Origin of the sequence: Mycobacterium sp. 1245805.9, assembly GCF_001672915.1 — a bacterium.
Taxonomy (GTDB): Bacteria; Actinomycetota; Actinomycetes; order Mycobacteriales; family Mycobacteriaceae; genus Mycobacterium.
In genome coordinates this window covers 1-14,372 of the sequence record NZ_LZKR01000029.1, presented here as the reverse complement: position 1 = coordinate 14,372, position 14,372 = coordinate 1, and the positions used below count along the sequence as shown (strand labels likewise).

Genomic DNA, 14,372 nt, shown 5'->3' with positions numbered 1-14,372 from the left:
CCATGGACTCGCATCGATTCGACGCGGGGGTGTACGCGCGCCGGCTGGCCGCGGCGGCCGCGGCGACCGCCGACGCCGAGCTGGCCGGCCTGGTGATCACCCCCGGCTACGACCTGCGCTACCTGGTCGGCTCGCGGGCGCAGACCCTCGAGCGGCTCACCGCCCTGGTGTTGCCGGCCACCGGCGACGCGACGATCGTCGTGCCCCGGCTGGAGCTGGCCTCCCTCAAGGGGTCGGCGGTCGCGGAACTGGGCCTGGCGGTGCGGGATTGGGTCGACGGCGAGGACCCGTACCGGTTGGTGAGCGCCGCTCTGGGTGGCGCACCCGCCGCCACCGCCGTCACCGATTCCATGCCCGCGCTGCACTTATTGCCGCTGGCCGACGTGCTCGGGGTGCTGCCGGTGCTGGCCACCGACGTGCTGCGCGAGCTGCGGATGGTCAAGGAGGAATGCGAGGTCGACGCGCTGCGCAAGGCCGGCGCGGCCATCGACCGGGTGCACGCCCGCGTGCCGGAATTCCTGCGCCCGGGCCGCACGGAGGCCGACGTCGCCGCGGACATCGCGGAAGCCATTGTCGCCGAGGGGCATTCGGAGGTGGCGTTTATCATCGTCGGCTCGGGCCCGCACGCGGCCGACCCGCACCACGGCTATTCGGATCGGGAATTGCAGGTGGGCGATGTGGTCGTCGTCGACATCGGCGGAGCCTATGAGCCCGGCTACCACTCCGATTCGACCCGCACCTACAGCATTGGTGAGCCCAGAGACGATGTGGCGCAGCAGTATTCGGTGCTGCAACGGGCCCAGCGCGCCGCGCTCGACGCGGTCCGCCCCGGCGTCACCGCCGAGCAGGTCGACGCCGCCGCCCGCGACGTGCTGGCCGAGGCCGGACTGGCGGAGTTTTTCGTGCACCGCACCGGGCACGGCATCGGGCTTTCGGTGCACGAGGAGCCGTACATCGTCGCCGGCAACGGCCTGACGTTGGCGGCGGGCATGGCCTTCTCCGTCGAGCCCGGCATCTACTTTCCCGGTCGGTGGGGCGCCCGGATCGAGGACATCGTGGTCGTCACCGAGGACGGCGCCGTGGCCGTCAACAACCGGCCGCACGAACTGATCGTGGTGCCCGCGCCCTAGCTGGCATGACGGTGCCCCCGCGTAGGTTGGGCGACGTGTCGATCCTGGACCTCGCGCTGCTCCCGCTTCGCATCGCCCGCCATGTCGCGGACGCGGTGCTGCACCCCGTGGCGCCCGCGCCGGCGCCGCCCGGCGAACTCGTCGTCGTCGACGGGATGCCCGAGGGCGTGCCGCCGGCCGCGCTCCGTCCCGAGCCGCGCCTGCCCGTGCCCCCGAATTGGCCGTTCGGAGAAGACTTTCCGCGCACCTGCGGCGCGGGACGGGTGGCCGGCGGCGCGTTGTTCTGGACCGACTTCCTCTACGACGACCACGGCGCGACCGGCATCCCGGTCGGGGATCTGAAAATCCAGGCGCCGCCGCGGGGCACCTACGTCTATCCCCACGGGCCGGCCGCCCGCAACGGCGCCGACATCTTCCGCGTCGCCATCGGGCTCACCGACACCTACACCTGGTGGCGGGTCGACTGGAACACGCTGCTGGACGCCTCGGTGCCCATCGCGCTGTTCACCTTCGACACCGACCCCGCCCGCCAGGCCGCTCCGGACTGGCCGGCGGGGGCCGGCGTGCGCTCGGCCGGCATCGACATGGCCCTGCTGGTGTCGGCGAGTGGGGCCGCGTTGATCGACCTGACGACCCAGGTGACGACGCCGGTCGAGCACAGCGTCGACATGCCGTCGCGGTCGTTTCTGGCGCAGGTCCCGCGGTCGCTGGTGGAACCTGTTGGCAGCTGGACGGTTCGGCTGGCCGCCGGGCTGGCCAACGCGGCGGGAGACGGGTTCGCCGACGTGCCCGCCGAGCGGGGCGCGCTGCCCGGGCAGCCCAACGTGTACAACGTCGCGTTTCGCACCAACGCGCAGGAGCCGCCGCGCCTGAACTTCTGGTCGGACTCGGCACAGGCCGCGGCTTTGACTCATGGCGACGTGTCGGCGTTCGCGGTAACGGTGCCGTGGGCCCGGCTCGCCGCGCGCGAAACCGAGCCCGAGCCGGTGCTCACCGGCCCGTCGACCCGCTGGTACGTGTCCTCGGTCGAGCTCGGGCAGGGGATCGCGGCCGACGACATCTTGAGCACCAAGCCACAGTTCCTCGGCCGCGTGCAGCCGTATTCGATCTGCCTGCCGTCCACCTACACGCCGGGCCGCGCGCTGCCGCTGACGCTGTTGCTGCATTCGCTTGCGCTGGGGCAGAGCCAGTTCGCGGCGATCGACCCCCGGCTGCTGCACGAGGTCTGCGAGGGCCGCGACTCGGTGGTGGTCACCCCGCTGGCCCGGGGCCCGTCGACCTGGTACTTCGACACCGGCGAACTCGACGTGTGGGAGGTGTGGGCGCGGGTCGCCGAGCAGCTAGGCACCGACCCCAATCGCACTGTCATATCGGGCTATTCGATGGGCGGGTACGCGGCCTACAAGCTCGGGCTGAGCTATCCGCAGGTGTTCTCACAGGCGGTGGTCCTGGCCGGCCCGCCCTCGTGCGGTGTGCGGCTGCTTCCCAACGTCGACATCCCGGCCGACCTCGACCTGGACTCGCCCTGCGCCCGGGAGGGCGACACCTGGAAGCTGCTCGTCAATGCCCGCTGGCTGCCATACGTCATCGCCCACGGCTTGGTCGACGAGCTGGTCCCGTTCGCGTCGGCCGCAGAGCAGGTGCTCGAACTCGACCGGCTGGGCTACCGCCACCGGTTCACCGTCTATCCGCTCGAGGATCACATCGCCTGGGTGCTGCAAGACAAGTTCGAGGACCCGATCGCGCACATGGAAACCGGCCTGCGCCAAGCCGATCCGGGGCACATCACGTTCGCGTGGTACCCGCAATTGGTGCGCGAGGACTTGGGTATCGGGCCGCACCAGGTCTGGTGGCTCTCGGGGCTGACCGCCGATCCCTCGGTAACCGCGCGGCGCGGGGCCGTCGCCGAGGTCGACGCGCGCTCGTATGCGCGTCCGGACCCGGCGCACACGATTCGGCACCACCGCGGCGTGGTGTTGAACTTCGAGCCGACGCCGGGGCTGTACAGCGAGCTGGACTGGCAAGTCGGGCGGCCCGTCGCGCCGCTGCCGTATCTGACGCTGCGCCTGATCGGGGTCGCCGGGCTCACCGTCGACGTCGCGCGTGCGGGCCTGGCGGCGTTGCCGTCGTCGACCATCACGGTGGCCACCAGCACGGCCGCGCAGATCACGCTCGGGGGGTTGCCGGCCGGGGCTTCGGTGCAACTCGACGGTGAGCCGGCCGGGGCGACCGTCGCGGTCCCGGTGGGGCGGCACCGGATCACGTTGCGCGCCGCTGGGTGAGGTCTTTGGCGCCGCGACCTGGGTGAATGGCGGCGCGGGTCACGCTCAGCGAGAATTTGGCGCGTGGTGCCCTTGGTCGTCGATCCTCAGGCGCTGTTCGCCGTGGGCAGCGCCGTGGCCGCCGCCGGAGACGGTCTGGCCGCCAATCTGACGGTGTTGACGGCGGGTTTTGCGGCCAACACCGGCCATGACGCCGCCGGCGAGGTGTTCGGCCTCGGGTATCAGGACGCGGCGGAGAAGCTGTTGCAGGCCGCGGCCGCCGCGGTCAACGCCTGTCGGCAGAGCGGCGCCAAAATTCAGCAAGGGGCGGCGAATTATTCGAACGCCGAAGCCGCATCGAACATTCGCGGCGGTGACAGCGTCTTACAGGCGCCACCCGAACCGGCCAACATCTCGCCGCCTGGGCCTCCCGGGACGCTCGGGCCGGGTCAGCCGCCGCCGCTGTTGTGGGCGGTGGTGCAGTCGTTCGTCGACGACGTGTGGCCCGACGGTGACGTGGCGGGGATGCATGCGGCCGCGGCTCGGTGGCGGGGCTTCAGCGCGGCGACCGCAGGGATGCGCGACTCCCTCAACGCCGCCATGGTGCTAATGGATGCGCATCAGATTCCCGAAGGCGGCAAGATCGACGTCGCTTTGTCGCAGATCCGCGACTGCATTGTCAAGATCAGCGACGCCAGCGGGGAGTTGGCCGCGGGCCTCGACAATTTCGCCAACAAGGTGGGTAAGGCCCAGAATGCGATCCGCGACCTGCTGAACCGGCTGGGGTCACTGACCGACCTCGGGCACGACCTGATGTTGATCGTCAAAGGCGACGCGCTCGAGGAGATCAAGAAGATCGCCAGGGACGTCAACGACGTCCTTCACCACCTGGGACAGGAAGCCCGGGCCTCCGAACAGGCGATCAGGCTGGGTTTGGGGGTCGTCGACGGCCTGGTCGTCAAGCTCGAGCACTACGTGCGCGGCGAGCTCAAGCAGTATCTGGGCGATGCCGTCGGCAACCAGGTGGCAACGGTATTCGACGTCTTTGCCAATGCGAACGAGGGGGTATTGAAGGGCGCCGTCGGGATGGCGCTGTCGATTGGCGACCTCGACCCGCGGTGGTTCGCGCTCGATCCCAAGGGCGCGGCCGACACCTGGGCGGGCCTCGGGAAGGGCATGTGGAAAGGCAGCGTGATCAATGGCTTGGCCAACCCACAGGAGTTCGTTGAATCGAATTGGCAGCAGCTCAAAGGCCTTCTGCACCTTGATGATTGGAGTACGGCCCGGCCGGGATTAGGCCTGGGGGAGAACATCTTCGACGTCGGGACGTTGCTGATACCGGGAGGTGGCGAAGCGGCCGCTGCGGTCGATGGAGCCGGGGCCGCCGCACGCGGTGCCGAGGCCGCAGCGCAGGCGGAGCGTGCCGCCGGGCGGGCGGCGGATGGGTTTGCCGGTGTCGTGGGTCCGCGCGGTGCGCTGGCCGATATCGCAGGGAAGGGCAGCAGCCTCACCAAAGACCTCGAAGGCGTGACCGGGAAGCTGCCCACGATCGAGCCTCCGGTCGGTGGCAAGCCCGTGCCGTTGCCCCCGAAGCCGCTGGACGCGCCGGTCGCGCCGGCGCCGCGTGCGCCGGAAGCCGCGCCCGGTGCGCCTCACGAGCCAGGTGCCGCACCAGGGCCGGACGAGGCAGGCGGTCCGCACGAGCCGGCGGGTGGCGCGCCCGCACCGGCGCATGCTTCGCCGGGCGGTCCGCACGATCCCGCGGGTGGTCCACCGCATGAACCGGGGCCCGTGCCGGCGAGTGGTCCGCATGAACCCGGTTCGGTGCCCGGCGGCGGTCCGCACGGACCTTTGTCCGTGCCGGGGGGCGATCCGCATCAGCCGGCCCCGGCATCAGTGGCCGCCCCGCACGAGCCGCTACCCGCGACCGCACCCGGTTCAGCTCTCCCAACCGTGCCCGCCGGAATCGGCGATCGCCTGCTGTCGGCGACCCCCACCCCCGGCGAGCTGGTGCCCCGTATTCCGGTAACGCCCGGCGGCGCTCCTGCTGAGCTGGCGCCTGCCGCTGCGCACGCAGTACAGCCGGCGCCAGCGTTGTCGACCGCGACACCCCACTCCATGCCGCCGGCTGGTCGCCCGACCGAACTGCCAACGCCGGGCGACGGCGCTGGCCACGGGACTGGCGATGGCGGTTCTGCGGGCGGGCCGCCAGATGGAAAGCCACCGCACGGTAGCGGACCGCATGAGCCCGGTGGACGCGGCACTTCGGATGGTGGCGGTCCGCACGGGCCCGGTGATAGTGGCCCGTCGGGTGGTCGCGGCGACGGACCCCCCGAAGATGGCGATGGTTCGCGTGGGCATGAGAACGGCGGCTCCCCGGGCGACGGACGCCCGGATCCCGTGCATTCCCACGCGCCTTCTGGCGACGGATGGCATCGGTTACCTGATGGTGCACTTGACCCGCATTACGGAGAACCGCTGCCTGAGCACTGGGACTTTACGGATAATCCGGTTGATCCAAGTCATATCAAGCAGTCGGTTGCGAATCTGATTACGGATCCTGAGGCACCCTTCGGCCGCGACCCGCAGGGGCACGCGTATACGGAGCAGCAATATGCCGAGCGTTTTAACAGCCTGAGCAAGGATGGCGATCATTGGATGAATTTCCCGGGGAATGGCGGGGCCGTACCGGGGACGAAAGTTGCGTTTACGGACCCTGACCAATTTACTAAAATTTACGGTAATCAGGTCGACAGGGTGGGAATGGAAAGCGGAAAATATCTAGCTGTCATGGAAGATGGCTTGCCTGCGTCTTGGGAAGCGCGTGCACTGCATGTGAACAACCTTGCCGACCCGTATAATTCCTATGTTCTAAAGTCACTCCCAGACGGCTGGCAGATCGAAGTATCCGAAGTCGCTCCAGGGGTTGGTCAACCAGGTGGTTCGCTGCAAGTACGGATTCTCAACTCAGAGGGCAGAGCTATGACGGTCGAAGAATTAACTGATCCCGAAATCGGCGTGCTGGAATGACAGATCACATAGAAATATCTCCGCAGCTTGAGCAATGGGCCAAGCAGGCTGATTACGCGCTGACTCCTGCGTCCAGTACCAGCGACGGACGCGCGGTGTTCTGGGCCTCCCTCGGCGAGATTCGGCTACTGATTGGGAAAAATCACGGCGGCTGGTTCGTCGTAACCGATTCTGACCGCATGGGATCAGAGCACTTTATATTGGCTGCTCCGACGATGACCACGATCGAAAAGTATTTTTTTGGAAGGTTCGCGCTGTCTATCAGAAGTATCCGGGGTCTGCCTCGTGTACGGGTTGCAATACCTCCCGAAGAAAAATCGGCGGGCTTTAGTATCGATACACGTTCCTTCGACGGCGTTCAGCGCTTCGCACTAATCGCTTCCGATGGCGCGACGGTGGCTGTCAGCAGCTCCGACAAAGTAACCGCGAGAGCAGAACTAACCAAGCTCGCGGTATATCTCACGGCGACAATAGAGGAGATCGAAGCCTCGGCCGTCGATCCCGACGGGAAACCGCTATTCGGCCAGAGATAGCGAGACGTAGGCTCACAGTGGCTCCCGCGCCGTCGATCCCACAAAGGGTCGCCGCCGAGAAACTACTCACCCCGGTCCAGCAAATCCGACGAACCAAGCACCCGCTCCACCTGCACCTCGATCACCACGCGGCGCGGGTTGGGCCTGGGGGTCCGATACCGCTGGGCATACCGAAGCTCGGCGTCACGCACGGCGTCGGCATCGCTGTTGACCTTGGACCGACCCTCCAGCGACAGCCACCGCGCCCCGTCGACCTGGCTTAGCACGGCCACCCCGGCGCGGTCGGCATTGACCGCCTTCTGGGAGCCGCCGGTGGTGATGACCCGCGCGATGTGGGTCTTGGGATCGAAGGTGAAACCCACGGCCACCACATGCGGTGAATTGTCGGCCCGCAGCGTGGTCAACATGGCCAGGTGACGTTCTGACAGGAAGGCCAGCGCATCGTCGGTCAGCCTCGTAGTGGTATTCGCCATCACCGCTCACGCTAGCGCAGGTGATAATCGCAGCCGTGGACGACACGGGCGCGGGTCCGGTACTAATCCTGGGCGGCCGCAGCGAGATCGGCATTGAACTCGCGCGGCGACTGGCACCCGGAGCGACGGTGGTGCTGGCGGCGCGCAGGTCCGATCAGCTCGACGATCAGATCACTACCCTCAAAGCCGCCGGCGCTGCTGCGGTGCACACGATCGAGTTCGACGCAGACGACCTTGCCTCGCACGGCCCCCTCGTCGCCTCGATCATCGCCGACCATGGGCCCATCGGCACCGCGGTGCTGGCCTTCGGGATCCTCGGCGACCAGGCCCGCGCCGAGACCGACGCCGCCCACGCGGTCGCGATCGTGCACACCGACTATGTCGCCGAAGTCAGCATGCTCACCCATCTGGCCGCGGCCATGCGCACCGCCGGCCGCGGCTCGCTAGTGGTGTTCTCCTCCGTCGCCGGGGTTCGCGTGCGCCGCGCCAACTACGTCTACGGCTCGGCGAAGGCCGGACTGGACGGCTTCGCCAGCGGGCTGGCCGACGCCCTGCACGGAACCGGCGTAAAACTGCTCATCGCGCGCCCGGGCTTCGTCATCGGACGCATGACCGAGGGCATGAGGCCCGCGCCGCTGTCGAGCACCCCAGAACAAGTGGCCGCCGCGACCGCGCGGGCGCTGGCGAAGGGTCGGCGCACCGTGTGGATCCCGTGGTCGCTGCGGCCGATGTTCTTCGTGATGCGGCTGCTGCCGCAGTTCGTCTGGCGCAGGATGCCGCGATGATCGTCGTTGTCGGCATCGGCGCCGACGGCATGGCCGGACTCGCCGAAACGTCGCGTGCCGAATTACACAGGGCCACAGTTATTTATGGGTCCAAGCGCCAGCTCGACCTACTCGACGACACGGTGGCAGCACCGCGGCGGGAGTGGCCCTCACCGATGCTGCCCGCCCTGCAAGCACTACCCGTAGACGACGAAATCCACATCGTCGCCAGTGGCGATCCGCTCCTGCACGGCATCGGCGGCACACTGATCCGCTTGTACGGGCCCGAAAAAGTGAGGGTGCTGCCGCACGTGTCGTCGGTAACGCTCGCGTGTGCGCGGATGGGCTGGAATGCCCACGACACCGAGGTGATCAGCCTGGTCACCGCGCAGCCGCACACCGCGGTCCGCCGCGGCGGTCAGGCGATCGTGCTGTCGAAAAACGCATCCACCCCCACGGAACTGGCCGTCCTGCTCAGCGCGCACGGCCGCGGCGACTCCAAGTTCAGCGTGCTCGAAAACCTCGGCGCCCCAACCGAACGCCGCCGCGACGGCACCGCGCGTCAATGGGCCGACAACCCACCGCAAGACATCGACGACCTCAACGTGATCACCGTGAGATACCTGCCCGACGAACGCATGTCGCCTTATCCCGACGACGCGTTCGTCCACGACGGCCAGATCACCAAACACGAGGTCCGGGCGGCGACCCTGGCCGCGCTCGCGCCGCGACCGGGGGAGCGACTGTGGGACGTCGGCGCCGGCTCGGGCAGCATCAGCGTCGAATGGTGCCTCAGCTGGCGGGGCTGCAGCGCGGTCGCGTTCGAGCGCGACGAACGGCGCCGCCGCAACATTGCCTCCAACGCCGCGTCCTTCGGCGTCGACATCGACGTCCACGCCGAGGCACCGCAGGCGTTCGACGGCGCCGAAGCACCCGCCGCCATCTTCATCGGCGGCGGCCTGACCGAACCCGTCCTGCTCGACGCGTGCCTCGACAACCTGCCCCAAGGGGGGCGCCTCGTCGCCAACGCGGTCACCGCAGAATCGGAAGCCCTTCTGGCGCAGTCTTACTCACGGTTTGGGGGCCAGCTGCGGCGCTTCCAGCACTATCAGGCCGAGCCACTCGGCGGCTTCACGGGATGGCGCCCTCAATATCCGGTCACCCAGTGGACGATGACGAAATGACCGTGTACTTCATCGGCGCGGGCCCCGGCGCCGCCGACCTCATCACCGTCCGCGGCCAGCGGCTCCTCGAAAGCTGCCAGACGTGCCTGTACGCCGGCTCCATCATGCCCGACGACCTGCTCGCGCTGTGCCCATCCGACGCGAAAGTCGTTGACACAGGCCCGCTTACGCTCGAGCGGATTGTCACCGAAATCGCCGACGCCGACGCGGCCGGCCATGACGTGGCCCGGCTACACTCCGGTGACCCGTCGCTGTACAGCGCTTTGGCCGAGCAGTGTCGCCGACTCGACGCTCTGGGCATCGACTACGAAATCGTACCGGGTGTACCGGCTTTCGCCGCAGCCGCGGCCGTGTTGAAGCGCGAGCTCACCGTCCCCGGTGTGGCGCAGACGGTGACGTTGAGCCGGGTCGCGACCCTATCGACGCCCATGCCGGAGGGCGAAGAGCTGCGAGCCCTCGCCCAAACCGGCGGTACGTTGGTCCTACACCTGGCGGCCGCCCAGATCGACGCCATCGTCCCGCAGTTACTCGATGGCTATCGACCCGAAACACCCGCTGCGGTAGTCGCTTTCGCGAGCTGGCCCCAGCAGGTGCTGTTGCGCGGCACGCTGGCCGACATCGCCGGCCAGATGCACGACGCCAACATCACCAAGACCGCCGTGATCATCGTCGGCGATGTCCTGGCCGCCGAGGGGTTCACCGACAGCTACCTGTATTCCACCGGGCGGATCCGGGGGAGCCGGCACTGATGCGGGTCCTGCTGCTCGGTGGCACCGGCGAGGCCCGCGCGCTGGCCGAGACCCTGCACCCGCGCGTCGACATCGTCAGCTCGCTGGCCGGCCGCGTCCCCGATCCCGCCCTTCCCGTCGGCCCGGTGCGCATCGGCGGTTTCGGCGGCGTCGACGGACTAAAACGCTGGTTGCGAGACGAACACATCGACGCCGTCGTCGACGCCACCCACCCGTTCGCGGCGACCATGACCGCGCACGCCGCCGAAGCATGCGCCGCACTGCGAATACCACACTTGGTGCTGGCCCGCCCGGCGTGGGAGACCGGCGAGGCCCTCGTCGTCGACTCGGACACCGAGGCAGCCGAAGCCGTGGCGAAGCAACAATATTCACGGGTATTTCTCACCACCGGCCGTTCAAGCGTCCGAGCCTTCTGCGATAGCGACGCTTGGTTTCTGATCCGTGTGGTCACGGCGCCGGACGCCGCGTCGCTACCGCGTCGCTACCAGTTGCTGCTGTCGCGCGGGCCGTATCGCTACGACGACGAGCTCTCCCTGCTGCGTGAACACCGCATCGACGCGTTGGTCACCAAGAACAGCGGCGGCGACATGACCCGCGCCAAGCTGGACGCGGCCGCCGCGCTCGACATTCCGGTGGTAATGGTCGCGAGACCGAAACCTCCGGCCGGCGTGGCAACCGTCGGCACCGCGGAAGAGGCCGCCGAATGGGTTGCGGCGCTTGATTAGCCGGTCAGGTCCTCGCGCTCCGCGTCGGCCAACAGTGCGTCGCGGGCCCGGGCGACGCGGGATCGGATGGTGCCCACCGGGCAGCCGCAGACCGCCGCGGCGTCGGCGTAGGGCAGCCCGAGCAGCTGCGTGAGCAACAGCGCCTCCCGCTGCTCGGTGGTGAGGTTCGCGATCATCGTGGTCACCTCGACCAGGTCTTCGAATCCCCGGGCGTGGCGATCGCCGCTTAGGAAGTGAGCCGGGTCGGCGCCGGATGCGGTCCGCGGCCGCGATTGAGCGTGCCGGATGTGATCGGCCACGACACGGCGTGCGATGGCCAGCAGCCACGTCCGGGCGCTGGATCGTCCGGAGAACCGTTCGATCGCCCCGATCGCCCGCAGGAAGGTTTCCTGCGTCAGGTCGTCCGCGGCGCTCGCGTCGGACAGGTAGGTGACGAAACGCCACACGTCTTGCTGGGTCGCCTTGATGAAAGCCTCGAGCGCTCGCTCGTTCCCGCGTGCGGCGGCCAACGCGAGGTCGGTGACGGCCTCGTCGTCGCTTGACGCGGTCATAGCCATCCACCTTAGTTGGGCGGGCACGGCTCGTCTACGACGGGTCGTCGTAGAGCCGGCGCTGTGGGTCCTGGCGCGCTCGCGCGGCTGGCGACCGAAGGCCAGACCCGCAGCGGGGGCTCTGGAGGATCGTCAAACCTGACTGCGTCCAATCTACAAACCGGACTGTGTCCAATTTATAAAGCCGACTGCGTCCACTTTATAAACCCGATCATGTCCAATTTATAAACTCGACTACATCCATTTTATAAGTCGACTGTATCCAATTTATCTATTCAAAATCCGACCGTGTCCAAACAATAAATCCGACCGTTTCCAGTCTATAGAAAGCTGTATCGAATGACCGATCTTCCGAGGTACTGTCTCGATTCGATCGCTCTATTGCAGTTCTGGAATTAGGCCCTTTAGACGGGGCTAGCGATGAATATGGGGTGCCCTGCCATGACCTCTCCGCTGTACGTCTCCCCGGCCGCCGTCCAGTGGGTGGCTGCGAATCTTGACAGCATCGGCGCGAGCTTGGCGGCCGCCACCGCGGCGGCGGCCGGTCCGACGACCGGGGTGCTGGGCCCGGCGGCCGATGAGGTGTCGACCGCGATCGCTTCGCTGTTCGCCCAGTACGGGGAGGATTATCAGGCGCTGGTCGCGCGGGCAGTGGCATTCCATGACCAGTTCACCCGCAACATGTCCGCCGGCGGGGCGGCGTATGTGGGCGCCGAGGCGGCCAATGCGGCGCAGATGGTTGACGCCGCGGTGCGCGCGCCGGGTGCTGCGATCAATGGAGCTGTAGCGGCGGCGACGGGGCGTCCGCTGATCGGTAACGGCGCGAATGGGACCAGCGGGGCGCAAGGCACCGCCGGCGATCCCGGCGGGTGGTTGTACGGCAGTGGTGGCTCCGGTGGTAACAGCACGGCACCGGGCAATATCGGCGGTGCTGGTGGCTCGGCAGGGTTGATCGGTAACGGCGGCATGGGCGGCATGGGCGGCGCCGGTGCTGCCGGTGGCGCCGGCGGTCATGGTGGGTGGCTGTATGGCGCCGGTGGTGCCGGTGGTGCCGGCGGAGCGAGCGCTATCGGCAATGGCGGTGTCGGTGGTGCCGGTGGCGCTGGCGGCTTCTTCTTCGGCCATGGTGGTGCCGGTGGCGCCGGTGGAGCGACCAGTGCCGTTGGTGCCACTGGTGGCGCCGGTGGTGCGGGTGGCGCCGGCGGGTTCTTCTTAGGTCACGGCGGCGCCGGCGGTGCCGGCGGCGCGGCCACTGGCTTCGGCGGTAACGGAGGTGCCGGTGGTCATGGTGGCGCTGGCGGGTTCTTCCTGGGCTCCGGCGGTGACGGCGGTGCCGGCGGAGCGGGCGCCCCGGGCGCGCCGGGCGTTGGCCCTAACGGAGCCGGCGGTGTCGGCGGCGCCGGTGGCGCTGGTGGTGCCGGTGGTGCTGGTGGCTTCCTCTTCGGTCATGGTGGTGACGGTGGCGCCGGCGGGGCCGGCGGCGTGGGCGGTACGGGCGCCGGCAGTGGTCCCGGCGGTCCCGGCGGCTTAGGCGGTCTAGGCGGTGCCGGAGGACACGGCGGATTGTTCGGCCAGGATGGACACGATGGCCAAAACGGTCAGTCCGGCGGCGGTGGCGGCGGCGGTGGCGGCACCGGCTCCACCGGTCCGATTGGCCCGACCGGTCCGATTGGGCCGACCGGTCCGACTGGGCCGATTGGCCCGACGGGCACCACAGGACCGACCGGCTCCACAGGGCCGACGGGCTCTACCGGGCCGACGGGCTCCACTGGGCCGACCGGCTCGACCGGGTCCACTGGGGCGACTGGTCCGACCGGACCGACTGGTTCCACTGGCTCGACTGGGGCGACTGGTCCGACCGGCGCGACCGGTTCGACTGGGGCGACTGGTCCGACCGGTGCGACCGGTTCGACTGGTGCGACTGGTCCGACTGGGGCGACTGGTCCGACCGGGGCGACCGGTTCGACTGGTGCGACTGGTCCGACCGGGGCGACTGGTCCGACCGGGGCGACCGGGGCGACCGGGGCGACCGGTCCGACGGGAGCGACTGGTCCGACCGGGGCGACTGGGGCGACTGGTCCGACGGGAGCGACTGGTCCGACCGGCGCCACCGGAGCGACTGGCCCGACGGGAGCGACTGGTCCGACCGGGGCGACCGGGGCAACTGGTCCGACCGGGGCGACTGGTCCGACCGGTGCGACCGGTTCGACTGGTGCGACTGGTCCGACCGGCGCCACCGGAGCGACTGGCCCGACGGGAGCGACTGGTCCGACCGGCTCGACCGGGGCAACTGGTCCGACCGGGGCGACTGGTCCGACCGGCTCGACCGGGGCGACTGGTCCGACCGGCGCCACCGGAGCGACTGGCCCGACCGGAGCGACTGGTCCGACCGGAGCGACTGGTCCGACCGGCGCCACCGGAGCGACTGGCCCGACCGGAGCGACTGGTCCGACCGGGGCGACTGGTCCGACCGGCGCCACCGGAGCGACTGGCCCGACCGGAGCGACCGGTCCGACCGGGGCGACTGGTCCGACCGGCGCCACCGGAGCGACTGGCCCGACGGGAGCGACTGGTCCGACGGGAGCGACTGGTCCGACGGGAGCGACGGGTCCGACCGGTGCGACCGGGGCGACTGGTCCGACCGGCGCCACCGGAGCGACTGGCCCGACCGGGGCGACTGGTCCGACCGGAGCGACTGGTCCGACCGGCGCCACCGGAGCGACCGGAGCGACGGGCCCGACCGGAGCGACTGGCCCGACCGGGGCGACCGGAGCGACTGGCCCGACCGGGGCGACTGGTCCGACCGGGGCGACTGGTCCGACCGGGGCGACTGGTCCGACCGGCGCCACCGGAGCGACTGGCCCAACGGGAGCGACTGGTCCGACGGGAGCGACGGGTCCGACCGGCGCCACCGGAGCGACTGGCCCGACGGGAGCGACTGGTCCGACGGGAGCGACTGGTCCGACCGGAGC

General features: G+C 69.2%; 10 protein-coding genes and 2 pseudogenes. 9 read left to right on the top strand and 3 right to left on the bottom strand.

Features of this window, described 5'->3' with window-relative positions:
- Positions 1-2: 2 nt before the first annotated feature.
- From A9X00_RS04410 to A9X00_RS29550, 4 genes are all read left to right on the top strand, one after another.
- Complete coding sequence (locus tag A9X00_RS04410; RefSeq protein ID WP_067149594.1) at positions 3-1,130, top strand: Xaa-Pro peptidase family protein; 1,128 nt, start codon at positions 3-5, stop codon at positions 1,128-1,130.
- 5 nt (positions 1,131-1,135) lie between these two features.
- On the top strand, positions 1,136-3,412 hold the full coding sequence (locus A9X00_RS04405; RefSeq protein WP_369830711.1) for an alpha/beta hydrolase-fold protein: 2,277 nt from the start codon (positions 1,136-1,138) through the stop codon (positions 3,410-3,412).
- 63 nt (positions 3,413-3,475) lie between these two features.
- Positions 3,476-6,421 (top strand): glycohydrolase toxin TNT-related protein, encoded by a 2,946-nt coding sequence (locus A9X00_RS04400; RefSeq protein WP_067149592.1) that lies wholly within the window; start codon positions 3,476-3,478, stop codon positions 6,419-6,421.
- Positions 6,418-6,954 carry a TNT antitoxin family protein gene (locus A9X00_RS29550; RefSeq protein WP_082974684.1) on the top strand — a complete coding sequence of 179 codons (537 nt, stop codon included), beginning with the start codon at positions 6,418-6,420 and terminating at the stop codon, positions 6,952-6,954. The genes A9X00_RS04400 and A9X00_RS29550 overlap by 4 nt, the downstream gene beginning before the upstream one ends.
- Before the next feature lie 62 nt (positions 6,955-7,016).
- Here A9X00_RS29550 and A9X00_RS04395 read toward each other — a convergent pair whose 3' ends face one another.
- Complete coding sequence (locus A9X00_RS04395) at positions 7,017-7,427, bottom strand: F420-dependent biliverdin reductase (protein WP_066913250.1); 411 nt, start codon at positions 7,425-7,427, stop codon at positions 7,017-7,019.
- A 35-nt stretch (positions 7,428-7,462) separates the two neighbouring features.
- Here A9X00_RS04395 and A9X00_RS04390 point away from each other — a divergent pair, with 35 nt between their 5' ends.
- The 4 genes from A9X00_RS04390 to A9X00_RS04375 are packed head-to-tail and all read left to right on the top strand — an operon-like array spanning position 7,463 to position 10,849.
- Complete coding sequence (locus tag A9X00_RS04390) at positions 7,463-8,212, top strand: SDR family NAD(P)-dependent oxidoreductase (RefSeq protein WP_067149591.1); 750 nt, start codon at positions 7,463-7,465, stop codon at positions 8,210-8,212.
- The gene (locus A9X00_RS04385) at positions 8,209-9,375 is read left to right on the top strand and encodes a bifunctional cobalt-precorrin-7 (C(5))-methyltransferase/cobalt-precorrin-6B (C(15))-methyltransferase (RefSeq protein ID WP_067149589.1); all 1,167 of its coding nucleotides are present in this window, start codon (positions 8,209-8,211) and stop codon (positions 9,373-9,375) included. Before A9X00_RS04390 ends, A9X00_RS04385 begins: the two co-directional genes overlap by 4 nt.
- Positions 9,372-10,124, top strand: a complete 753-nt coding sequence (cobM, locus tag A9X00_RS04380; protein ID WP_067149587.1) for a precorrin-4 C(11)-methyltransferase — start codon at positions 9,372-9,374, stop codon at positions 10,122-10,124. The genes A9X00_RS04385 and cobM overlap by 4 nt, the downstream gene beginning before the upstream one ends.
- A complete protein-coding gene (locus tag A9X00_RS04375; protein WP_067149585.1) occupies positions 10,124-10,849 on the top strand; it encodes a cobalt-precorrin-6A reductase in 726 nt (241 codons plus the stop codon). The genes cobM and A9X00_RS04375 overlap by 1 nt, the downstream gene beginning before the upstream one ends.
- On the opposite strand, the gene sigC is transcribed toward A9X00_RS04375, so the two are convergent.
- Complete coding sequence (gene sigC / locus A9X00_RS04370) at positions 10,846-11,400, bottom strand: RNA polymerase sigma factor SigC (protein ID WP_067149583.1); 555 nt, start codon at positions 11,398-11,400, stop codon at positions 10,846-10,848. The two genes, A9X00_RS04375 and sigC, sit on opposite strands and share 4 nt — an antisense overlap.
- A gap of 441 nt (positions 11,401-11,841) precedes the next feature.
- On the opposite strand from sigC, the pseudogene A9X00_RS32680 reads away from it, so the two are divergent.
- A pseudogene (locus A9X00_RS32680) lies at positions 11,842-13,167 on the top strand (PE family protein); the annotation flags it as partial.
- Here A9X00_RS32680 and A9X00_RS32675 read toward each other — a convergent pair.
- Positions 13,122-13,511 (bottom strand): annotated as a pseudogene (locus tag A9X00_RS32675) (DUF4573 domain-containing protein); the annotation flags it as partial. The pseudogenes A9X00_RS32680 and A9X00_RS32675 sit on opposite strands and share 46 nt — an antisense overlap.
- Positions 13,512-14,372: the final 861 nt, after the last annotated feature.